Here is a 21,217-nt window from a genome sequence, read left to right as displayed (position 1 = left end):
CCATTCCTTGGAGCCTTCATGGCCGAGAACCGTGTTGTCACGCTCTACCGCCTGCAGGGCGTCGAGCCCACTCTCGAAGGACTGTTCTACGCGCTCGACGGGGAACTTCTCGACGAGCGCGAGTTCGCGCCGATCTTTCCTGAGTTTCCCGCCGGAGCGGTCGCCTACCTCGTCCGCGGGCACTTCAAGATTGCGGAGGTCGACTGGTCCGCCGACCTCGCCCGGCTCGTCGGCGAGGACACCTCGCTCGACGACAAGAAGGCCGCCGCGCTGCTCTTGGTCGCCGTGGAGGGCAAGGTCTTCGCCATCGGGTTCGGCCAGGGCTTCCGGCTCGTGCCGGACGAGCTGAAGGAGGCCGACTTCGGGCTCAGGTTCGCGGTCCGCGCGGTCGACCCCGACCGCGTGCGCGACATCTTTCGCCGGTCGATGACCCGCATGGGCCGCCAGGACGCCACGTTCGTGCCGTCCGGCCTGCCCATCGACAGCATCGGGATCCGGCGGCACGACGAGATCGTGCGCAGGCTCGGCGGCGAGCTGGCCACGGACGCCTTCGGCCTGGAGACGGGCGGGACGGTGACGGTCGAGGGGGCGGCGGGACTGCGGCTGCCCATCCCCTTGGACAACGTCAAGCTCGTCGCCATGCTCAAGCAGATCAACAAGATCTGCGCGACGGAAGCCCACCCGAGCTTCGCGTTCATCGAGGCGATTCGGCCTGTGCGGGACGCCGGCCTCATCGAGCGCCTCGACGCCGGGCTCGACGAGGGACTGCGTGGCGCGGTCGACATTCCCCTCGGCCTGGCCGTGCCCGTCGACCTCATCCCCCGGCTGGCCGAGACCGTGTCGTACAACATCAGGATCGGATCGGCGTTGCTGCGTGGCAGGCCCCATCTGGACCTGGACGACATCCTGAGCCGATGCCGCGTCCTGAACCGCAGCACCCCGGCTGCGGCGCTGCGACACGGCCGAATTGAGCTGTCGGACAGTCGCGACGGGGCGAGGTCGATCGGGAGCGCGTCGGCCATCCGCTTCATAGAGGCCGGCTTGACCATGGGAGCCCGGCAGTACTTCCTCATTGACGGCGAATGGCACGAGAGCGGAACCGAGTTCCTGAACTCCATCCGCAAGCAGGTCGACGAGTTGATCGTCGCGAACCCCAAGACGGTTCTGCCGCCATGGGAGAAGGGCGAGCACGAGCCACACTACAACACGCGTGTGCAGCACGAACTCGGCCAGGCCAGATACCTGTGCCTGGATCGCAAGAATGTCCGGACCGCACTCCACCGTCACACGGGGTTCGAAGTCTGTGATCTCCTCGGGCCGGACGGCGAGCTCGTCTGCGTCAAGCCCGCGAACGGTTCCGGACCTCTGAGCCACCTGTTCAACCAAGCGCTCGTCGCCGTCGAAACGCTTTTCAACGAGCCCGAGGCCAGGCGCGGCTTCAGCGAGATCGTCGCCGAGGTCAGCGCGGGCGCCAGGACCGTTTCCTCCGGCTATCGGCCCAGGAAGGTCGTCTTCGCGATCCACCTGACCACCGGCCGGACGCTCACATCCGGGACCCTCTTCCCCTTCTCTCAGGTCGTGCTCGTCAACATGGCCGCCACCCTGAAGTCGCACTATGACGTCGAGGTCGAGGTCATCGGCATTCCTCTGGCACCGGCGCGATAGCCGTACAGGCCGGGTCGTCGGCATCTTCGGTCGCGGCCGAAGAACCGCGATCCGGCTTGGCGTCGTGCCGAGGATCAGGTCGCGCGCGACCGTTATATGGGCGATGCGCTAATCGCTCCTCTCGTGGGCATTTGCTATACCTAGGCGTTACACGTCGATGACCTGGGTTTGGGGTGGGCATGCGCGGTTTACCTACGGTCGTGGCGATCACGGCGGCCATGACCGTACTGACCGGATGCGGTCCGGTAAGCGACCTGGGAGGGCTCGCCGATTCCGGACGGTCCGGGGCCTCCGGGGATTCGTCCAAGGCCACGGGCGTCAACCCCCTCGACAACCCCGACGGCACCAAGCCTGGGCTCGCGCCCATCACCTCGGCGAAGGACAAGGAGGATGCCCGCGCCCTCATCGAGAAGGTGGACACGAAGGGGCGCGGGCCTAAGACCGGGTACGACCGTGAGGAGTTCGGGTACGCCTGGGCGGACAACGCCGACGACATCCCACTGGCGCGCAACGGGTGCGACACGCGCAATGACATCCTGGCGCGGGACGGGAAGGACCTGAAGTACCGGTCCGGCTCGGACTGCGTGCTGGAGTCGATGACGGTGTACGACCCCTACACCGCGACCACCATCAAATGGCGCAAGTCGGACGCCTCTGAGGTGCAGATCGACCATGTGATGCCGTTGTCGTATGACTGGCAGATGGGGGCGTCCCGGTGGTCGAAGGCGAAGCGGGTGCGGATCGCCAACGATCCGCTCAATTTGCTGAGTGTGGACGGGTCCACCAACTCCTCCAAGGGGGATTCCAGCCCCGCTACCTGGCTGCCGCCGTCCCGCAAGATTCGCTGCGCCTATGTGGTGCGTTTCGCTCAGGTCGCGCTGAAGTACGACCTGCCGGTCACCCCTGCCGACAAGACCGCGATGCTGGAGCAGTGTGCCTAGCGCGTCCCGGGGACGACGTGCCGACACCGGCTCCTGAGCCGATCCTCGGCGATTCGGAACGCGGGCGGCGGGCCGACGTTCGCGGACTCTCGGCGAGGCGAGACGTCGTGGAATATGTCCGGCGAATGCCGGGTCGCCGCCTTGGGCCGATGCCGATCTTCTGAAGGAGAAGCGGCCGTGGGGCGCGGATCATCATGGGGCGCTCGTCGCATCGATGGCGCGGCCCGGCTCCTCGCCCGGGGTCCGCTGATCACCGGGCGAGGAGAGCGCTTGGTCAGGCGGTGAGATCCACGCGATCCGTGTTCGGGGCCGCGGTGGACAGGACCAGTTCGCGGGACGGGTACGGGATCTCGATGTTCTCGGCGCGGTAGCGCCGGTGCAGGCGCTTGATGAACTCGTGCACGATGACGAACTGGGCCGCCGGCTGGCTCGCTCGCAGGATCACCGAGAAGTTGATTCTGGAGTCGGCGAAGGTGTTGAAGCGGATCAGCGGTTCGTGGTCGGGCATGGCGCCCTCGACGGTTTGCATGACGTCGCGGGCCACTTCGAGCGTGACGCGTTCGACCTCGTCGAGGTCGCTGTCGTAGCTCACGCCGACCTGGACGGAGACGGACATCTCCTCGGCGGGCTGGTGGTAGTTCGTCATGACCGTGTCGGCGAGGTGCGCGTTGGGCACGATCACGATATTTCCGGACAACTGGCGGACTGTGGTGTTGCGCCAGTTGATGTCGTCGACGTACCCCTCCTCGCCGGTGTCCAGGCGGACGTAGTCGCCGGGCTGGACCTTCTTCGACGCCAGGATCTGGATGCCGGCGAACAGGTTGCGCAGCGTGTCCTGCAGGGCGAGGGCGACGGCGAGGCCACCCACGCCCAGAGCGGTCAGCAGCGGCGCGACCGAGATGCCGATGCTCTGCAGCAGCACCAGGACGCCGACGCCGACGATCGTGCCCCTGGTCAGCAGGACGAAGATGCTCGCCGAGTGCGCCACTCCCGATCGGGAGAGGGTCAGCGAGCGGACCATGTTCGCGGCCAGTCCGGCGATCGTCAGCGAGACCGTGAGAACGATCGCCGCCAGCAGGACCCGCTCGACGAACCCGCGGACCGGCTCCTGCGGTCGCAGCACGCCGACCGCCCACCATGCCCCGGTGATGCCGGCTGCGGGCAGCGCGATCTGCCTGAGCAGGCCCCACCACATGTCGTCCCATCGGCTGGCGGTGTCTCCGGCCCGTTGCGCGAGCCTGCCGAACAGGGTGCGCAGGACGATGCCGATCAGTACGCCGCCCACCAGGCAGGCGCTCGCGATCGCGAAGGACATGACGTCCATCGGTTGGGTCATGAGCGACTCCCGTCGCTCAGCGGCGACCTCTTCTCCGCCAAATCCGGGTCGCCTGGACGCCGAGGCGCCGCGGCGAGACCGCCCGCGGCCGTTGGCTCGACGTGTTGCTCATACGTGTTCACGTGACGATCATTCTACTGATCTCCGTTCACGTGAGGCTGCGGATCCCGGCGAAGCACGGTCGCCGCGCGATGAGGCGTGCCTCACATGCGATGAGGGCCTTTCCCTGCGTTGTCACCGCCGGGAAAGGCTCTCAAGGCTCTCAAGGCCCTCGGTCGCGGGCCGCCGGGCGAGGCTCCGGCGGCGTGTGCGAAACGCCCATCCGGTGCCCCGCCCATCGGCTGCGGAGGCTTGGCCGGCCTCAGTCGTCGTGCTTCTGCTTGAACTTGATGATCCTCCCGTTGCTGACGGCCACGTAGACGTCGTACTCCCATGCGCCCTTGTGCAGTTCGATCTTCCAGGTGTGGTACCCGTGCTCCCACTCGCGCTCGACCTCGGTGACCCGCGCTCCCGGCACCCTCTTCTTGGCGATCGCGATGGCCTGCTTGCGGGTGATCTTCGCCGTCGTGGTGCTGCTCGCGGTGGCCGTGGAGAGGTCCGCGGTCGCGCCCGTCGTGACGGACACCCCCGAGGGCGCGGCGGACGCCGCCGCGATCGCGCTCCCGCCGCCCAGCACCGCGACGACCCCGACACCTGCGATGACCAGCTTCATCGTGTTTCTCATGGCGGCAAGTCAACCGGCGGTCACGATAGGGGCGCGCTGCAGCAACCCTAAGATCGAGTTAATGCGTCGTTCGCGGCGTCAGTCAGTACGGCTCGGCGAACGCGGCCACGGGTCACGAGGTTGGCCCGGTGGACGGGGGAGCGGGCAGGAGGAGCGTGACCTGGGCGCCGCCACCTGGCGGTGCGCCGAGGTGGAGGGTGCCGCCTGCGGATTCGGCGGTGCGGCGGGCGATGTCGAGGCCGAGGCCGGTGGAGCCCGCCCCGCTGTGACCCCTGCGCAGGGGACCGGTCACCGTGCCTGTGGCGCTTTGGGGGAAGCCGGGCCCGGCGTCGGCGATGGTGAGCTCGACGCCCTCACGGGTGGGCGTCAGCCGTACCGCGAAGGGAATGCCCTCGTCGGTGTGGGCGAACACGTTGCCGAGCAGGGCGTCGACGCAGGCCGCGAGGTCCTCGGCGCTCACGGCGACCGGCTGGGGGGAGGGGGCCAGGTCCACGGTGACGGGACGGCCCTGGTCCTCGGCGAGTACCGACCAGAAGGCGACGCGTTCGGCGACGACCGAGGAGGCGTCGCAGGAACCGCGTTCCCGGGTACGGCGGCGGGCGTCGGTGATGACGGCGGTGACGGCGCGCTCCAAGGCGTCGACGCGGGACTCGACGCGGGCCGCCTCCTCGGGGTCGCGCAGCGACTCGGCCTCCAGGCGCAGGGCGGTCAGCGGCGTGCGCAGCCGATGGGAGACGTCGGCGACGGTCTCCCGCTCCTCGGCCAGCAGGTCCCCGATGCGGCCCGCCAGATGGTTGAGCGCCATCGCGACCGAGCGGACCTCCGGCGGCCCTCCCGGAGCGGCCCGCGCCGACAGGTCCCCGGTCGCCAGGCGGTGCGAGACGCGCGCCAGGGCCGTGATGGGCCGGGTCACGGCGCGGGCCAGGCGGTCGGCGACCAGGATGCCGAGGCCGATCAGGGCCAGGCCGAGGACGAGCATGCCGAGCCACGCCTCGGTGACGCCGCGGGAGAGCGCGGCGTCGCTCAGGAACACGCGGACGACGGCCGTGCCCTCGGGCAGCCCCTGGACGGCGACGAGGATCTCCCGGCCGCCCGGGGCCTCGGCGGTGACGCTGCGGCCGAGCGCGGCGAGCCGCACCGCCGCCGAGCGCGGGGCGGAAGAGCCGAGCGTGCGGCCCTGCGGCAGGAAGACCGTGACCGGGTTCCCGGCGGCGGACGCCCGCTGAACGGTCAGCTCCAGGGTCTGCGGGTCCTCGGCGGCCACGGCGACGGCCACCGACTCCGCCGTGCTCGTCGCCTCGCCGGTGGCGGCGCTCTCGGCGGCGGTGCGGACCAGGAGCGCGAGCGGGACCAGCAGGGCGATCAGCACGAGCGAGGTCGTCGCCGCCACCAGCAGCGCGAGCCAGCGCCTCATCGCGGCCCGGCCGCTGGACGGCCGCCCGACGACGTGGCGGCGTCGGGTGTACGGACAGGTGTGTGGTCGGGCGTGCGGTCGGGTGTGTGGGGAGACTCGGGGCAATGAGGCATCGTGCGCAAGCCGCCACCTTTGGGCGGGTGGCTGGTGGATGGGCGGGATTGCGGCGGGGAGGGGGTGGTGGGGTCGGTGGTGGGCAGGTCGCTCAGGGGCGGGTGGGCGGTGGACGGGCGGGATTGCGGCGGATATGCGGTGGAGGAAGCGATCACGGGCCGATGAGGGGCGGACGGGCGGAGCTTCCAGAGAAGGGCGCGGGGTCGGGCGGTCGCCAGAAGGGCGCGGCGTCGGGCGGTCGCCGGTGGGGTTGCCGGGCGGGTCATGATGGGGCGACCAGTTTTACGCCGACGCCGCGGACTGTCTGCAGGTAGCGGGGCTCTTGGGCGGTTTCGCCTAGTTTTCTGCGTAGCCAGGAGAGGTGGACATCGACGGTTTTGTCGGCACCGCCGTACGGGACCTGCCAGACCTCGACGAGGAGTTCGCGTTTGGTGACCACCTCGCCCTGCCGGGCGGCGAGGTAGTGCAGCAGGTCGAACTCGCGGGGGCTCAGGTCCAGCGGGACGCCCGCGAGGGTGGCTTCGCGGGCGCGCGGGTCCAGGCGCAGTTCGCCCACGACGACCGACTCGTCGGTACGGCTTTCGCCCAGGCGGCGCAGCACGGCCCGGATCCGCGCGTCGAGCTGGGCCGAGCTGAACGGTTTGACCAGGTAGTCGTCGGCCCCGGCGTCCAGCAGCCGTACGATGTCGGACTCCTGGTCGCGCGCCGTCGCGACGATCACCGGGACCCGGCTCACGGCGCGGAGCATGCGCAGCACTTCGCCGCCGTCCAGGTCGGGCAGGCCGAGGTCGAGTACGACGAGGTCGGGACGATCGGCGAGGGTCTGGCGGAGGCCGTCCATCCCCGTGCCGGAGGTGGAGACGGCGTGCCCGCGCTCGCGCAGGCCACGGGTGAGCGCGGTGCGGATCGCGGCGTCGTCTTCGATGAGCAGAACACTGGCCACCTTCGACACGGTAATGCCTCTTGAAACTGCGCGAATCGCCCATTAGCGGCGTCTTAACCTCGCCTTAGCGTTGACGCTGCGAAGGTGTTCGGACACGTGGAACGGCGATGCCGTGCGGAGAGGGACATGCGGCGGGTGATGCCGGGTGGAGGAGAGCGGAAGTGCCCATGAGAGCGCGGGCGGCGAGCGCGGGCGCGGCGAGGGTGGAAGCGGGCGTACGGTGAACCGGCGTCTGCTGCTGGTGGGGCTGAGCTGGCTGATCACCGCCGTGATCGCGACCGTCGCGGGGATCGCCGTCATCGGATTCCTGGGCCGGCCCCTCGCGGGCGGTCCCGGCGATGTCCTGTCGGCGAAGGAGGCCGGTGAGGCGCTCGCCCGCGCCACCGCCTCGCCTCGCCCCACGCCGCCGTCATCCTCGCCCTCGCCGCCCGCGGAGGCGACGCCGACCGATGAGCCGACCGACGAGCCGACCGCTCCGCCCGAGGCGACGCGGACGCCCCGGCCGACAAGCTCCCCCATGCGTACGGCGAGGCCGACGAGCAGGCTCATCACCACACGCGGCGGCAGCGTGGTCGCCCGCTGCGACGGCCGCCTGGTGACCTTGCGATCGTGGAGCCCGGCCCAGGGATACGTGATCGACGATGTCGATCCCGGACCGGACGACGACGCGAAGGTGAAGTTCGAGCGGGGCGACGACGAGGAGCGGGGCGACGACGAGGTGGAGATCGAGATCTACTGCTCCGCGTCAGGCCCTGTGGCCAATGTGAAGGAGTCCTAGTGTCCCGAACTTGGAATTCGTCCGATGAGTTCCGTGCGCCTGGAACCGAGCCTCGCTCTCTGACCCGAAACTCGTCCTGCCGGTCCCACAGAGAACTTACCTGGGAACTTAACCGACGGATTTTCGGCGCGGGACACTAGTGCGATGTCCGCAATCGTGCATGGAGGCGGGCACGTCCACCGGTGCCGGTGGACGGTGCCCGAAGAGCTGGACCCGGCGAAGCGACGTGGTCACCGCGCCTGCGCATCGTAAGCCCGGCGGCCCGGGCCGCGCCCTCGCCACCTCGTTCGGCGCCCCCGATGCCGGACGTGGAGTGGACGGTGAGTGTTCAAGGATGTGGCGGTTCGGGCCGGAGCCGGGGCCGGGTCAGCCGTTGACGAAGGCCAGCAAGGCCTCGTTGACCTCGGCGGCGTGGGTCCACAGCATGCCGTGCGGCGCGCCCTCGATCTCCACGTACGTGGCGTGCGGCACGGACGTGCGGAACTGGCGTGCGGTCGAGTCGATCGGCAGGACGCGGTCGGCCGTGCCGTGCAGGATCAGCGTGGGCAGGCCCAGCTCGGCGACCTTGGCGACGTCGGCGCGGAAGTCGGTGAGCCAGGTGGGTACGCAGGCGTAGGCGGCCTGCGGCGACGACTCCATGGCGACGTTCCAGCTTCCGCGCACCGTCGCCTCGCTCAGGCGGGGCGTGCCGAGGAACTCGTCGGTGTTGTAGAAGTCGGCGAGGAAGTCGTCGAACCACGCGTACCGGTCGGCGGTGGCCGCGGCGATGTTGTCGTCGAAGCCCTTTTTGTCCTGGCCGGTGGGGTTGTCGTCGGTCTTGAGCAGGAACGGCTCCAGCGAGGCGAGGAACGCGGCCTTCGCCACCCGGTCCGCGCCGTACCTGGACAGGTAGCGGCCGACCTCGCCGGTGCCCATGGAGAACCCGACGAGCACGACGTTGTTCAGGTCGAGGGTGCGGATCAGCACGTCGAAATCGGCGGCGAAGGTGTCGTAGTCGTAGCCGGTGGTCGGCTTGCTGGAGAGGCCGAAGCTGCGGCGGTCGTAGGTGATGACGCGGTAGCCGGCGGCCAGCAGCGCGGCGGTCTGCTTCTCCCATGAGCGTCCGTCGAGCGGGTAGCCGTGGATGAGCACGACCGGCTGACCGGATCCGTGGTCCTCGTAGTACAGCTCGATCGGCGCGTTCTCCTCACGGCCCACGGTGACGTATGGCATTGCCTGTCTCCTGATTGTTATTACATCGCACACGATTAAACCGAGATCGCTATTCGTTCGACGGGGTGGTCGGCCGCCGAGCCTCGCCCCCCGGGCGAGCGGGCGCGAGGTCGTGGACGTCGCCCCGGCGAAAACGTCCCCTGCCCACTCGGTCGCGCGTTAAGCCTTGACGAAGGCCGGCAGCGCCTCGTTGACCTCGGTGGCTTGGGTCCACGGCAGGCCGTACGGCACCCTCGATTTCACCGAGGAGGGCACGGCCCTGCGCGAACGCGCGAGCGGCATCGCCCCCTGCATCGGCGCGGCCGTGGGCTCGACGAGGCCGACTTCGCCCGCCTGCAGGAGCTGCCGCGCACCGTGACCGATTCCGCGACCGCCTACGCCACCGTCTACGCCGCCGCCTACTCGGCCACGAATACCGACCGCTGAGACGCATCACGCCCGAGCGGGCGGGCTTCCGCGCTCGGGCGTGGGACAGAATCGGGCAGAGCCGGGCGGGCCGGGCGGGCCACAGTGTCACCATGCGGCCCGCCCTGCGCCGGAACCGTCAGGAGGGGCAGGCAGACTCCTCGAAATCGCGGTCCACGTCCGGGGCCGAGTCGGCGACCGAGATCTTGAGCTGCGCCGTCGATGCGACCAGGCTCCCGACGGGGGCCTTGGCCGCCTCGGCGTCCACGACCACGCCGCGTTCCCCCAACAGCTCGTAGGTCTTCGAGTCGAAGATGAGATCGGTGCGGATGCCGAGCTCTCCCGGCCGCCCGGCGGCGATGCCCACCCGCCCGGCGGCGTCCTCGACGTTCTCCATGACGGTGACGCCCGGGATGCCCGCGGCGGCCTTGAACAACGCGGCGCGCTGCGCGGGCGGCATGTAGGTCTCCTCCAGCAGTTCGCCCACGAGCGACCAGGCTTCCTCGTCGGTCCGTCGCTGGTCGCCGGAGCCGTTGTACAGCCAGTCGCGCATCCGCTCCGGATCCGTCGGCAACCGCTTCAGCGCCGTGTAGTGGGTGGGCGTCGGCGTGCCGCAGGACGTCACCGGGAACACTTCCGTCTTGCCCCGGTCGCGGTACGCCTCCTGGGGGATCGGCCAGCCCGGGTAGGGCAGCGGGTCCAGATGCTCTTCCTTCACCACGACGTCCCGGCTGTTGTCCGCCGGCTGCCAGATGGTGCGCTTGCTCCGGTACAGCCAGTGGGTCTCCGGCTGCCGCTTGCCCTCCTGGTCGACGCCGCCCCCGCTCTCGACGCCGTTCATCGACTGCGTCTCGACCACGATGAACTGGTCGTCGCGCGGCCGCAGCTCATCGGTAGCCGCGTTCGCGGCCTTGTCGAGCACCTCTTCCGCCGACACCTTCGACAGCTTCAGGCTCACCACGCCGCGCGGCGAGGTCCCCGTCGGAGCGGCGACGACCCCGGCCGGGTCGTTCCGCTGGATTTGGGTGGTCGCCGCGGCGACGGCCAGCGCCAGGGCCCCCGCCATCGCGCCCGCCACCGCGACCGTGAAGAACCGCCGACGCGGCCGGCTCCCGTTGGCGGCCGCCTCGGACAGGTAGATCGTGCGGGTCAGGCGGCGCCTGGCGTCGGCGCGCGCCGTCGGGTCGTACGGCTCCGCCTCCGGCCGGATGTCGGCCACAAGCTGAATCTCGTCCTGCTTGATCATTTCTGCTCCAGAAAACGACGGATTTTGGCGCGGGTCCGGGACAGCCGGGAACGCACCGTGCCGATGGGGATGTCCAGGGCCGTGGCGGCGTCCTCGTAGGACAACTCCGCCCAGGCCACGAGCAGCAGCAGGTTGCGCTCGCCGGCGGACAGTGCCGCCAGCGCCGCCGCCAGCCGCGGGCGCAATCGCTGTGCCGAGACCCGCTCGGCGCAGCGCTCCTCGAACGTGTCGTCCGGCTCGGGCGCCTGCCTGGCCAGCGCCTGGAGCCGCCGCACCTCGGTACGCCGATGACCCGCGATCAGCTTGGACGCGATGCCGTACAGCCAGGGGCGTGCGTCCGCCTGGGTCAGGTCGTAGCGTTTGCGTTTCTTGAAGGCGATGAGGAACGTCTCGGCGGTGACGTCGTCCGCCGCCGCCACCCCGTCCGGCCCCAGCCGCCGCGCCGCGTACGCGTGGATCTCGTCCGCGTGCCGGTCGAACAGGCCGGCGAAGACGTCGGGGCTGGTCAGCGAGCGCTCGATGAGCTCCGCGTCGCTCTCCCCGCCCGCCGGGCCGAACTCGGCGGCGGAGGAGGATACGGGCGGGGGCCCGAGGCGTTCCGACCGTGCCAGCCTCACCACTGGCGTCGTCCGTCCATAAGGGGGATCCTTTCGTGGGCGCCCTCGCGCCCTCACCCCTTATCCGTCGCTTGCGCCCGTTGAGTTCCATCCTTTTTCGGAGAGGATTTCGGGGCGGAACCAAAGGGCGTCCCCGGACGGGTCGAGCACGGCCGGTCACCCGGCGGTGAGCAGGACCTCCAGCTCTCGTTCGAGCCCGGCGTCGCCGACCGGCCGGACCGACAGCGGCAGGCCGAGGATCCGGGCCGCCCGCTCGGCCTGGGCGCGCAGTTCCCCGGTGGGGGACTGGGCCAGCCAGACCACCCGGCGGTAGTGGGCGAAGTAGGCGTCCCGCAGCTCGGGATACCGGTCGAGGCCGAGTTCCGCGACGACCGAGCGGTCGAAGGTCCTCACCAGGTAGTCGGTGAGCAGGTAGGTGCCCGGCTCCTGTTCGACGAGGTCGTTCGCGAGCCGCCCGGCGAACACCTCGTAGCAGTGCGCCCCGCGCAGCCGGGCCAGGCCGTGCCGTACGCACACCTCGTCGAGCGCGCCGTACGTGCCGCAGTCGGCGTAGGCGACGGCGAGCCGGTCGTGGCGCGGGCGCAGCTCGGCGGCGAGCGCCTCGACGGCGGCGGCGATGCGCTCGGGGCGGTTGTGCAGCAGCGGCGGCAGCGGGTGCACGGTCACCGGCCACGCCCGCCGGTCGGCGATGTCGCGCACGTGCCGGGCGAGCGCCCCGCAGGCGATCACCCCGATCCCGCCCGTCTCACCCGGCGGGGAAGGCGAGCTGGTCCACGAAGCGGTCGTTGAAGTCGGAGCGGTCGGAGAGCTCGACATAGCGCACCTCCTCCAGCAGGGCGAGGGCCCCGGCGCGTTCCTGCACCGACAGCAGCGCCAGCTTGGCCCCCTCGCCCGCGACGTTGCCCGCGCTGACGATGCGCGGCAGCGCGAGCCTGGGCACCAGCCCGATGCGGACGGCCGAGGCCGGGGACAGGTACGAGCCGAACGACCCGGCCAGCAGCACCTGCTGGATGTCCGCCTCGGTGACGCCGTACTCCTCAAGCAGCAGCCGCCACCCGGTGGAGATCGCCCCCTTGGCGAACTGCAGCTCCCGCACGTCGCGCTGCGACAGGTACACGGTCTCGCCGCCCGCCTCGGCCAGCACGAACACCCGCTCGTCGCCGACCGTCGCGAGCCGCTCGGCGAGGGCGGGGGAGACCTTCGCGGCGGCCTCGGGGGACAGCAGCCGCCCGGACGCGTCCAGCAACCCGGTGCGGCACAGCTCCGCGACGGCGTCCACCAGCCCCGACCCGCACAGCCCGACCGGCTCCACGTCCCCGATGACGCCGAGCTCCACCCGGCCTGTGGCCGGATCGAGCCGCACCGTCTCGATCGCCCCCGGCGCGGCCCGCATGCCGCACCGGATCTGGGCCCCCTCGAACGCGGGCCCGGCCGGCGCGGCCGTGGCGAGCAGCCGGTCGGCGTTGCCGAGCACGATCTCGCAGTTGGTGCCGACGTCGATGAACAGCCGCACCCGCCGGTCCCGGTCCATGCCGGTGGCCAGCGCCCCCGCCACGATGTCGCCGCCGACGTACGCGCCGAGGGCGGGCAGCACCACGGCCCGCGCCCTGGGGTGCACGCGCAGCCCGAGGTCGGCCGCGAGCAGCGCCGGGAACGACCGCGCCGCCATGATGAACGGCGCCACCCCCAGCGGCTCGGGGTCGATGCCGAGGGCGATGTGCACCATCGTGGCGTTGCCCGCCAGCGCGATCTCGTACACCTCCTCCGGCGCGACCTCGCCCTGCTTGCACACCTCCTGGGTGAGCTGGTCGAGGGTGTCGCGGGCGGCCTCCCGCAGCCGGTCGAGCGCGGACGGGTCGAGCATGCCCGCGCTGATCCGGGAGATCACGTCCGCCCCGTACGGCTGCTGCAGGTTGAGCATCGAGCGTACGGCGGCGGGCGTGCCGGTGGACAGGTCGAGCAGGGTGGCCACGACCGTGGTGGTGCCGAGGTCGTAGGCGATGCCGTACCGGCGGGCGGTGGTGTCGCCGGGCTCGACGTCGATGAGCGCCTCGTCCACGACCACGGCCGTGACCTTGAAGTCGGCCTCCCGCAGGACGCGGCCCGCCCGCTGGTAGGCGTGCAGGTCGGGGGTGACCTCCAGGTCGTCGAGGGCGGCGAGCAGCCGCTCCACGTCCGGCGTCTGGTCGGCGAGCGACGGCTCGTCCAGCTCGACGTACCGCTTCTGCACGGCGGGCCGCAGGATCACCTGCCGGCCCACGCCGACGGTGGCGGCCTTCGGCCGGGTGGACAGCGGCGGCACCTCGACCGTCAGGTCCCCGGTGGCCTGCGCCAGGCAGGCGAGCCGCCACCCCTGGCGCAGCCGGTCGGGGTCGAAGGCGCGCGGGTCGAGCCGCGACACCGGCACCTCGCCGTCGACGATCCGCACCCGGCACTTGCGGCAGGTGCCGTGCCCGCCGCAGGTGGAGTCGATCGCGATGCCGTTCCAGCTCGCCGCCTCGAACACGCTCACGCCGGGGGGTACGCTGACCCGTTTGCCGGACGGCTCGAAGCTCAGCCGTACCCGGGCGGGGGCCTCCTGACCCGCCTCCGGAACGGGACTTGCCGGCTCAGGCACGGGAGCCTCCCGGCGCGCGGCCGGGCCGGAGCCGCCGGCCGCGCGGGGATGCGGGGGTCGGGCCCGCCGTCATCAGGCCGTCGCCCCGGCCGATCGGGCGCGGTAGGCGGCGATCCAGTTGCCGCCCCACGGGTCGTTGCCGAGCAGCAGGTCGGAGGCGCGTACGGCGGTGACGCACTCGGGGGCGAGCGCGTTCATGATGGCGCTGGTCAGGCCCGAGGCCATCGCCATGGCGAGGAAGGCGGCGTTGAGCGCGGGCCGGTCCGGCAGGCCGAAGGAGACGTTGGACGCGCCCAGGGACATGTTGAGCCCGTACCGCCGCCGGATCTCCCGGATCGTGTCGAGGGTGACGTTCACCGCGTCGGTGTCCGCGCCGACCGTCATCGCGAGCGGGTCGATGACGATGTCCTCGATCGGGATGCCGTACTCCTCGGTCGCCACCTTGACGATCTTGCCGGTGATCTCCAGCCGCTTCTCGGCCGTCTCCGGGATGCCGGTCTCGTCGTTGGCGAGCGCGATCACCGCCGCGCCGTGCCGCTTCACCAGCGGAAGGACCTCGGCGAGTCGGTCGTCCTCGCCGGTCACCGAGTTGACCAGCGCCTTGCCCCGGTAGACGGCGAGACCCGCCTCCAGCGCCTCCACCACCGAGGAGTCGATGCAGATCGGCAGGTCGGTGTGCTCCTGCACGAGCCGGATGACGCGGGCGAGCAGGTCGGCCTCGTCGGTGAGCGGCACGCCCGCGTTCACGTCGAGCACGTCGGCCCCGGCCGCGACCTGGCGTTCCACGTCGACGACGACCTGGGACAGGTCCCCGGCCCGCAGCGCCTCGGCGAACTTCTTGCGGCCGGTGGGGTTGATGCGCTCGCCGATCACGCAGAACGGGCGGTCGTGGCCGATGACCACTTCCTTGGAGTGCGATCTGAGAATGGTGTGCATCGACCGTCCTTACGAGACGAGTTCGGGTGACGAGGGCTTCACGGACGGCCGTTCAGGAGACGAGGGCACGGCGCTGTTCGAGCAGTTCCTTGGCGCGGCGCACCGCCGTGGAGGCGTCGGCCGCGTAGCCGTCGGCACCGACGGCGTCGGCGTACTCCTGAGTGACCGGCGCGCCGCCGACCATGACGAGCACCTGGTCGCGCAGCCCGGCCTTGACCAGCGCGTTGATGTTCGCCTTGAACATCGGCATCGTCGTCGTAAGAAAAGCGGAAAATCCGACGATGTCGGGCTTGTGCTCCTGGACGGCGGCGACGAACTTCTCCGGCGCCACCTGTACGCCGAGGTCGATCACGGTGAACCCCGCGCCCTCCAGCATGATGTTCACCAGGTTCTTGCCGATGTCGTGCACGTCGCCCTTGACCGTGCCCATGACGAACGTGCCGACCGACGCCGCGCCCGTCTGCGCCAGCAGCGGCCGCAGCACCTCCATCGCGCCCGCCATCGCGCGGCCCGCGATCAGCATCTCCGGCACGAAGAAGTCGCCCCGCTCGAACCGCGCGCCCACCTCCTCCAGCGAGGGGATCAGCGCGTCGAACAGCATCGTCTCGGGGGCCATGCCCAGGTCCAGGCCCTTGTGCGTCAGGTCGAGCACGGCCGGCGCGTTGCCCACCAGCGTCTCGTCGTACAGTCCGCGAAGAATGTCTTGCTCGTTCATTACCCGTCTCCAGGCTCGGCGGTGATGGGCGGGATCACTGGGAGGTACCCAGCGAAGCGGAGAATGCGTCGGCCTCCGAGACCAGCAGTTCGCCGATCTCGGCGATCTGGGCCTGGCCGAGCCGGATCGACGGTCCCGAGACCGAGAGGGCGGCGATCACCTGGCCGCCGCGGCCGCGCACCGGGGCCGCGACCGCGATCAGGCCGGGCTCCAGCTCCTCGACGGCGACGCCGTACCCGGTCTTCCTGATCTCGGCGAACTGCGCGGCGAGCCGGGCGCGGTCGGTGATGGTGTGCGCGGTGCGGCGCTCCAGCGGGCCGCGGGGCAGGTCGGTCGCGCCGAAGGCGACGAAGACCTTGCCGAGCGCGGAGCAGTGCAGCGGGACGCGCAGGCCCACCCAGTTCATCGCGCCGAGCAGGTAGCGGCTGTCCACCTGCGCCACCTGCTCGACCTCGCCGCGGGAGCCGCCCGACAGCACCGCGAGGTTGATGGTCTCGCCGGTCTTCTCGCCCAGCCGCTCCAGCACCGGCTGCGCCGCGGTGATCAGGTCGGCGGTGCCCGCGCGCCCGGCGTACCGGGTGAGCACCGGGCCGGGCAGGAAGGCGCCGGAGCCGTCGCGGCGCAGCAGGCCGTGCCGTTCCAGCGCCGACAGCAGGCGGGAGGCCGTGCTCTTGGGCAGGCCGGACTCGGCGAGCAGACGGCTGAACGTCTGCGGCGTGTCGGCCTCGACCACGCGCACCAGCAGGCTCGCGGCCCGGTCGATCGCCTGGGTCCCCGTCGAAGCCTTCCCGGCGTGGGCGGCCTTGGCGGCGGGGCGCCACGTCAGTTCCACATCATGGGACCCTGGTTCCATGCTTCGAGCGTAAGATCGGGCGTACATCCAGGTCAAGGGAGTGCGCGTGTTCGTCAACAAGATGCCCCGTTACGAGATCCTCTCCGCCGACGCCATGGCGACCCTGGACCGCGGCTGGCGGCGCATCGTCTCGGAGATCGGCGTGGAGTTCGCCTCCCCGCGCGCCGTGGACCTGTTCCGCGCCGCGGGCATGAAGGTCGAGGAGAGCAACGTCTTCTTCGACCCCGACTTCATCCTGGAACAGGTCGCCAAGGCCCCCCGCGAGTTCGACGTGCAGGCCCGCAACCCCGCCAACACCGTGCACATCGGCGGCGACCACATGGTCTTCGGCGCGGTGTACGGCTCGCCGTTCGTGCGCGAGGGCGAGGTGCGGCGCGACGCCACGCTCGACGACTACCACCGCTTCTGCAAGCTGTCGCAGGTCTTCCCCGAGATGGACTCGGCCGGCGGCGTGGTCTGCGAGCCCAACGACGCGCCGCTCGACTCCCGCCACCTGGACATGACGTACGCCCTGCAGACCCTCACCGACAAGATCTACATGGGCAACGTGGTGTCCGGCCCGAACGCCGCCGACACGATCGCGATGACCTCGATCCTGTTCGGCGGCCGGGAGAACATCGAGCGCACCCCCGCCACCATCTCCCTGATCAACTGCAACTCGCCGCTGCGCTGGGACGACCGCATGCTCGACGCGCAGTTCGAGTACTCGGCCGCCAACCAGGCGGTCGTGCTCACCCCGTTCCTGCTGATGGGCGCCATGTCCCCGGTGTCGATCCCGGCCACGCTCGCCCAGCAGATGGCCGAGGCGCTCACCGGCATCGCCCTGTCCCAGCTCATCCGCCCCGGCTGCCCGGTCATCTTCGGCTCGTTCCTGTCCAACATCGACATGCAGTCCGGCTCGCCGTGCTTCGGCACCCCCGAGTCCGCGATCGGCCTGCTGTGCACCGGGCAGATCGCCCGCCACTTCGGCCTGCCGTGGCGCTCCGGCGGCGGCCTCACCTCCTCCCAGGTGCCCGACGCCCAGGCCGGGTACGAGGCGCTGATGACCATGCTGCCGACGTTCCTCGCCGGGGCGAACTGGGTCATGCACGCCGCCGGCTGGCTGGAGGGCGGCCTGGTCAGCGGCTTCGAGAAGTTCATCGTGGACATCGAGATCCTGCGCATGCTGCAGGAGGAGTTCACCCCGCTGGAGATCGACGAGGAGTCCCTCGCCTTCGACGCCCACGTCGAGGTCGGCCACGGCGGCCACTTCCTCGGCGCGGCCCACACCATGGAACGCTTCCGCACCTGCTTCTACCGCCCGCTGCTGTCGTCGTCGGACAACTACGAGCGGTGGATGCGCCGCGGCGCCAAGGACACCGCCGCCCGCGCCGGTGAGATCTACCAGGCCAAGCTCGCCGAGTACGAGCAGCCGCCCCTCGACGACGCCATCCGGGAGGAGCTGGAGGAGTACGTGACCCGCCGCCGCGCCGAGCTGGGCGACTAGCCGTACAACGGTCCGCTCACAGGCCCCGCGCCCCGCACCGGGATCGTGTACGGTCAACGCGCACGAAAACCGTCAAGAGGGAGCAAAGGCCGAGATGAGCGCCAAGAAGTCACCCACGGCATCCAGTGGCGGCGCGGGTAAGTGGGTAAGGCGAGGACTGCTGCTCGCCGTCGTCGCGGTGGTGTTGCTGATCTTCGGCGCCTCGGGCTGCTCCAGGGTCAGCACCGCCCCCGACGAGATCATGCTGCACTACGCGGGCGGCGTCTTCGAGGCCAACAAGTTCGAGCGGTGCATCAACCCCTCCAGCGGCGCGACCCTGCTCGGCCCCGGCGACACCTACTTCAGCTACCCCTTCGGCCAGCGCACCTTCGACTTCACCGGCTCCGAGGACGCCGAGTCCAAGCCGATCTCGGTGGTGAGCAAGGACAACGTGCAGATGACCGTGGCCGGGTCGGCCACCCTGACGCTCAACACCGACTGCAAGGTGCTGCGCCAGTTTCACGAGCGCATCGGCCTGAAGTACGCCGCGTACCAGGATGAGGGCGCCACCTCCAGCGGCTGGCGCCGCATGCTGAACTTCTACCTCAAGCAGCCGCTCGACCGCGCCCTCGACGCGGCCAGCCAGGAGTTCGAGTGGCGCCAGCTCTTCAACGACCCGGACATCAAGCAGCAGTGGGAGGCCCGCGTCGGGCAGCTCGCCCGGCAGTTCATCAAGGAGACCGCCGGCGCCGAGTACTTCTGCCAGCCCAACTACGCCGGGACCGGCGACTGCGGCGACATCGTCCTGACCATCCAGAAGCCCGAGCCCCCGGAGAGCCTCGTCGAGGCCCTCGCCGCCGAGCAGGCCGCCAAGCAGCAGAACCTCGCCCAGCAGCAGATCAACACCAAGGTCAAGACCGAGCTGGAGTCGATCCGCGACCTCGTCAAGGTCCTCGGCCCGCAGGGCGCCGTGCTGTGGAAGGCCATTCAGGACGGCAAGGTCCAGGTCGTCCCCGTACCGCAGGGCAGCAACATCAACATCACCCCGCAGGGGCGCTGAGCATCAGCGGGCGGGCCGGTTCTCCCGGCCCGCCAGCCAGGCGGCCGCGCAGGTGGCCAGGACGATGACCAAAAACGGCAGATGATCTTTGACGTGGCGCATGCGGGCTACCTTCCGGCTTCGGCCCGGCTGAGCCGGGCCCGTTGCGGCTCGACGGTGTACCGGGGGTCGCGGGAGGAGGCCACCCCGGCGTGCCCGCCGGGGCGAACAGCCACCCCTTCCCATCGGCCTGCATGACGAACGGGTCGATGCCGGACAGCCCCGCGGGGCCGGTCGCGCCCTCGGGCGGGCGGTAGTCCGGCGGCTTGGCCGCCTCGAAGTCGGGCACGTCGTACCCGGTCCAGCGGCCCGCGTCCGCGTCCCACCACACGAGCTTCTTGCGCTCGCTCCACGGCCGCCCGTCCGGCCGGGCCGAGGCCCTGTTGTACAGCAGCCGCCGGTTGCCCGGCCAGGACCACGCCCACTCCGCCGCGATCCAGTTCTGCTCCTCGGCCGGTTTGCGGCGGGCGGCCTGGTTGACGCCGTCGGCGTACACGCCGCAGTAGATCCAGCACCCGCAGGCGGTGGAGCCGTCGCCCTTGAGCTCGTCGGGGGAGGAGAGCGGGCGGCCCTCGGCGTCCCAGCCGTTGATCTCGGCGAGAACGGCCTCCGCGACCGGCTCGCCCTGCGCGCCCTCGATGGGATAGTCCCAGGTGAGCTCCAGGATCGGGGCGTCCATCGGGTCCGTGGATCCGGCCGGTTTCTCCCGGATGATCCGCCCCAGGTGGTACATGAACCACAGCTCGCTGCGCGCGTCCCCGGCCGGTTCCACCGCCTGGTGGTGCCACTGCAGCATGCGGTTGGTGTTGGTGAAGCTGCCGCTCTTCTCGGTGTGCGCGGCGGCGGGCAGGAAGAACACCTCGGTGGCGATGTCCTCGGTACGCAGCTCCCCGGTGGCGATCTCCGGCCCGTCCTTCCTACCAGGTGGCGCTCTCGATCAAGAGGAAGTCGGCGAGCGACTCGTGCTGGTGGGCGTGCGGCATCGGGATGTAGCCGGGCAACAGGTTGAACAGCGTCGGGATGTCGCTGGAGCCCTGGATGTTGGCGTGCCCGCGCAGCGCCTGAGCACGTGGTTGATGAGCCCGCCGAGAAAGGCCACGTCGGTGCCGACGCGGATCGGCACGTGCAGGTCGGCGAGCGCGCTCGTGCGGGTGAACCGGGGATCGACGTGGATGACGACCGCGCCGCGCGCCTTCGCCTCCATCACCCACTGGAACCCCACCGGATGCGCCTCCGCGAAGTTGGAGCCCTCGATGATGATGCAGTCGGAGTGCTGCAGATCCTGCAGAAACGTGGTGGCCCCACCCCGCCCGAACGAGGTCCCAAGCCCCACGACCGTGGAACTGTGACAAACCCGCGCCTGATTCTCGATCTGCACCACGCCCAGCGCGGTCAGCAGCTTCTTGATCAGGTAGTTCTCCTCGTTGTCGAGCGTCGCCCCGCCCAGACTGGCGATCCCCATCGTCCGCGCCGTACGCCTGCCGTCGCACTCCTGCTCCCAGGTGGCGCGACGAGTGGCGATGATCCGATCGGCGATCATGTCCATCGCGGTGCCGAGGTCGATCCTCCGCCAGTCACGGCCGTACGGAGGTCGGTACAGCGCCTGATGACGACGGCTTGAACCGGTGGTGAGCTGAAGCGTGGCGGCACCCTTCGGGCACAGCCGCCCCCGGCTGACCGGAGAGTCGGGGTCGCCCTCGACGTGCACCACCTTCTCGTCGCGTACATAGACGTTCTGCGCACAGCCGACCGCGCAGTAGGGGCACACCGACTTCACCACCCGATCGGCGGAGGCGGTCCGGGCCCGCAGAGAGCCGGTGCGGGACGACTTCACCGCGGCGCCCGGGCCGAACCGATCCGGCCCGGTGAACTGCCGCAGAACCGGCCAGGAGGCGAGCCGCACGAACACGTTCATGACCGCCTCTTCCCCCCGCCCGCACCGCGAGATCGGTCCGGGCCCGCCTTCGCACCCACGCGTGCACGTCCCCGCGCACGACGGGGCTCACCTCACGCGGATTCACCAGCCGTTGCGAACGCGAGGGCAGCAGACCGGGACGCTCACGCTGGGCACGGGTCACGGTGCCGCCACCATCGGCCGGGATACCGGTCGCGATCAGATACGCCTGCCCCGCCGGGA

At 70.6% G+C, this 21,217-nt stretch carries 18 protein-coding genes and 1 pseudogene; 6 read left to right on the top strand and 13 right to left on the bottom strand.

The genetic code is table 11. From position 1 onward, the window contains the following. Positions 1-18 precede the first annotated feature (18 nt). Positions 19-1,665 (top strand): DUF6119 family protein, encoded by a 1,647-nt coding sequence (locus AB0K60_RS11930; protein ID WP_364051929.1) that lies wholly within the window; start codon positions 19-21, stop codon positions 1,663-1,665. Between the two features lie 179 nt (positions 1,666-1,844). Then, positions 1,845-2,606 (top strand): HNH endonuclease family protein, encoded by a 762-nt coding sequence (locus AB0K60_RS11925; protein ID WP_364051926.1) that lies wholly within the window; start codon positions 1,845-1,847, stop codon positions 2,604-2,606. A 274-nt stretch (positions 2,607-2,880) separates the two neighbouring features. Here the strand turns inward: AB0K60_RS11925 and AB0K60_RS11920 are convergent, their stop codons facing one another. The 4 genes from AB0K60_RS11920 to AB0K60_RS11905 all read right to left on the bottom strand — a co-directional run bounded on the left by AB0K60_RS11920 (position 2,881) and on the right by AB0K60_RS11905 (position 7,137). After that, positions 2,881-3,942 carry a mechanosensitive ion channel family protein gene (locus AB0K60_RS11920; protein WP_364051923.1) on the bottom strand — a complete coding sequence of 354 codons (1,062 nt, stop codon included), beginning with the start codon at positions 3,940-3,942 and terminating at the stop codon, positions 2,881-2,883. A 361-nt stretch (positions 3,943-4,303) separates the two neighbouring features. Further along, entirely contained in the window at positions 4,304-4,666 is a 363-nt protein-coding gene (locus AB0K60_RS11915; protein WP_364051920.1) for a PepSY domain-containing protein, read from the bottom strand. 112 nt (positions 4,667-4,778) lie between these two features. Next, positions 4,779-6,080, bottom strand: a complete 1,302-nt coding sequence (locus AB0K60_RS11910; protein ID WP_364051917.1) for a HAMP domain-containing sensor histidine kinase — start codon at positions 6,078-6,080, stop codon at positions 4,779-4,781. Between the two features lie 376 nt (positions 6,081-6,456). Next, positions 6,457-7,137 carry a response regulator transcription factor gene (locus AB0K60_RS11905; RefSeq protein ID WP_364051914.1) on the bottom strand — a complete coding sequence of 227 codons (681 nt, stop codon included), beginning with the start codon at positions 7,135-7,137 and terminating at the stop codon, positions 6,457-6,459. Positions 7,138-7,282: 145 nt separating this feature from the next. On the opposite strand from AB0K60_RS11905, the gene AB0K60_RS11900 reads away from it, so the two are divergent. Continuing rightward, positions 7,283-7,915 carry a hypothetical protein gene (locus AB0K60_RS11900; protein WP_364051911.1) on the top strand — a complete coding sequence of 211 codons (633 nt, stop codon included), beginning with the start codon at positions 7,283-7,285 and terminating at the stop codon, positions 7,913-7,915. A gap of 366 nt (positions 7,916-8,281) precedes the next feature. Here the strand turns inward: AB0K60_RS11900 and AB0K60_RS11895 are convergent, their stop codons facing one another. Beyond that, entirely contained in the window at positions 8,282-9,127 is an 846-nt protein-coding gene (locus AB0K60_RS11895) for an alpha/beta hydrolase (protein ID WP_364051908.1), read from the bottom strand. A gap of 204 nt (positions 9,128-9,331) precedes the next feature. On the opposite strand from AB0K60_RS11895, the gene AB0K60_RS11890 reads away from it, so the two are divergent. Further along, positions 9,332-9,553 carry a hypothetical protein gene (locus tag AB0K60_RS11890; RefSeq protein ID WP_364051905.1) on the top strand — a complete coding sequence of 74 codons (222 nt, stop codon included), beginning with the start codon at positions 9,332-9,334 and terminating at the stop codon, positions 9,551-9,553. 118 nt (positions 9,554-9,671) lie between these two features. Here AB0K60_RS11890 and AB0K60_RS11885 read toward each other — a convergent pair whose 3' ends face one another. From AB0K60_RS11885 to AB0K60_RS11855, 7 genes are all read right to left on the bottom strand, one after another. Continuing rightward, positions 9,672-10,778, bottom strand: coding sequence for a CU044_5270 family protein (locus AB0K60_RS11885; RefSeq protein ID WP_364051902.1), 1,107 nt, complete (start codon positions 10,776-10,778; stop codon positions 9,672-9,674). Next, positions 10,775-11,395 (bottom strand): RNA polymerase sigma factor, encoded by a 621-nt coding sequence (locus AB0K60_RS11880; RefSeq protein ID WP_364051899.1) that lies wholly within the window; start codon positions 11,393-11,395, stop codon positions 10,775-10,777. The genes AB0K60_RS11885 and AB0K60_RS11880 overlap by 4 nt, the downstream gene beginning before the upstream one ends. Before the next feature lie 156 nt (positions 11,396-11,551). Next, on the bottom strand, positions 11,552-12,124 hold the full coding sequence (locus AB0K60_RS11875; RefSeq protein WP_364051896.1) for a DUF1638 domain-containing protein: 573 nt from the start codon (positions 12,122-12,124) through the stop codon (positions 11,552-11,554). A 16-nt stretch (positions 12,125-12,140) separates the two neighbouring features. After that, positions 12,141-14,012 (bottom strand): ASKHA domain-containing protein, encoded by a 1,872-nt coding sequence (locus AB0K60_RS11870; RefSeq protein WP_364051893.1) that lies wholly within the window; start codon positions 14,010-14,012, stop codon positions 12,141-12,143. A 72-nt stretch (positions 14,013-14,084) separates the two neighbouring features. Next, on the bottom strand, positions 14,085-14,948 hold the full coding sequence (locus AB0K60_RS11865) for a dihydropteroate synthase (protein WP_364051890.1): 864 nt from the start codon (positions 14,946-14,948) through the stop codon (positions 14,085-14,087). A gap of 52 nt (positions 14,949-15,000) precedes the next feature. Then, positions 15,001-15,663, bottom strand: a complete 663-nt coding sequence (locus AB0K60_RS11860; protein ID WP_364051887.1) for a corrinoid protein — start codon at positions 15,661-15,663, stop codon at positions 15,001-15,003. Positions 15,664-15,697: 34 nt separating this feature from the next. Then, complete coding sequence (locus AB0K60_RS11855; RefSeq protein ID WP_364051884.1) at positions 15,698-16,516, bottom strand: IclR family transcriptional regulator; 819 nt, start codon at positions 16,514-16,516, stop codon at positions 15,698-15,700. Between the two features lie 46 nt (positions 16,517-16,562). Between AB0K60_RS11855 and AB0K60_RS11850 the strand changes: the two genes are divergently transcribed. After that, a complete protein-coding gene (locus AB0K60_RS11850; RefSeq protein WP_364051881.1) occupies positions 16,563-18,002 on the top strand; it encodes a trimethylamine methyltransferase family protein in 1,440 nt (479 codons plus the stop codon). A gap of 94 nt (positions 18,003-18,096) precedes the next feature. Further along, a complete protein-coding gene (locus tag AB0K60_RS11845; protein ID WP_364051878.1) occupies positions 18,097-19,041 on the top strand; it encodes an SPFH domain-containing protein in 945 nt (314 codons plus the stop codon). Positions 19,042-19,234: 193 nt separating this feature from the next. Here AB0K60_RS11845 and AB0K60_RS11840 read toward each other — a convergent pair. After that, positions 19,235-20,995, bottom strand: a pseudogene (locus AB0K60_RS11840) (molybdopterin-dependent oxidoreductase); the annotation flags it as partial. Positions 20,996-21,217 lie beyond the last annotated feature (222 nt).

Source organism: Thermopolyspora sp. NPDC052614 (assembly GCF_040678635.1).
In the GTDB taxonomy this organism is placed as follows: Bacteria; Actinomycetota; Actinomycetes; order Streptosporangiales; family Streptosporangiaceae; genus Thermopolyspora.
The sequence above is the reverse complement of the archived record's forward strand: the minus strand, read 5'-3'. Positions and strand labels throughout refer to the sequence as shown.

Bases quoted from the DNA above. Each gene is read 5' to 3' on its own strand.
- AB0K60_RS11920 (WP_364051923.1), bottom strand. From the start codon at position 3,942: ATGACCCAACCGATGGACGTCATGTCCTTCGCGATCGCGAGCGCCTGC.
- AB0K60_RS11855 (WP_364051884.1), bottom strand. From the start codon at position 16,516: ATGGAACCAGGGTCCCATGATGTGGAACTGACGTGGCGCCCCGCCGCC.
- AB0K60_RS11865 (WP_364051890.1), bottom strand. From the start codon at position 14,948: ATGCACACCATTCTCAGATCGCACTCCAAGGAAGTGGTCATCGGCCAC.
- AB0K60_RS11930 (WP_364051929.1), top strand. From the start codon at position 19: ATGGCCGAGAACCGTGTTGTCACGCTCTACCGCCTGCAGGGCGTCGAG.
- AB0K60_RS11925 (WP_364051926.1), top strand. From the start codon at position 1,845: ATGCGCGGTTTACCTACGGTCGTGGCGATCACGGCGGCCATGACCGTA.
- AB0K60_RS11885 (WP_364051902.1), bottom strand. From the start codon at position 10,778: ATGATCAAGCAGGACGAGATTCAGCTTGTGGCCGACATCCGGCCGGAG.
- AB0K60_RS11860 (WP_364051887.1), bottom strand. From the start codon at position 15,663: ATGAACGAGCAAGACATTCTTCGCGGACTGTACGACGAGACGCTGGTG.
- AB0K60_RS11910 (WP_364051917.1), bottom strand. From the start codon at position 6,080: ATGAGGCGCTGGCTCGCGCTGCTGGTGGCGGCGACGACCTCGCTCGTG.
- AB0K60_RS11895 (WP_364051908.1), bottom strand. From the start codon at position 9,127: ATGCCATACGTCACCGTGGGCCGTGAGGAGAACGCGCCGATCGAGCTG.
- AB0K60_RS11915 (WP_364051920.1), bottom strand. From the start codon at position 4,666: ATGAGAAACACGATGAAGCTGGTCATCGCAGGTGTCGGGGTCGTCGCG.
- AB0K60_RS11845 (WP_364051878.1), top strand. From the start codon at position 18,097: ATGAGCGCCAAGAAGTCACCCACGGCATCCAGTGGCGGCGCGGGTAAG.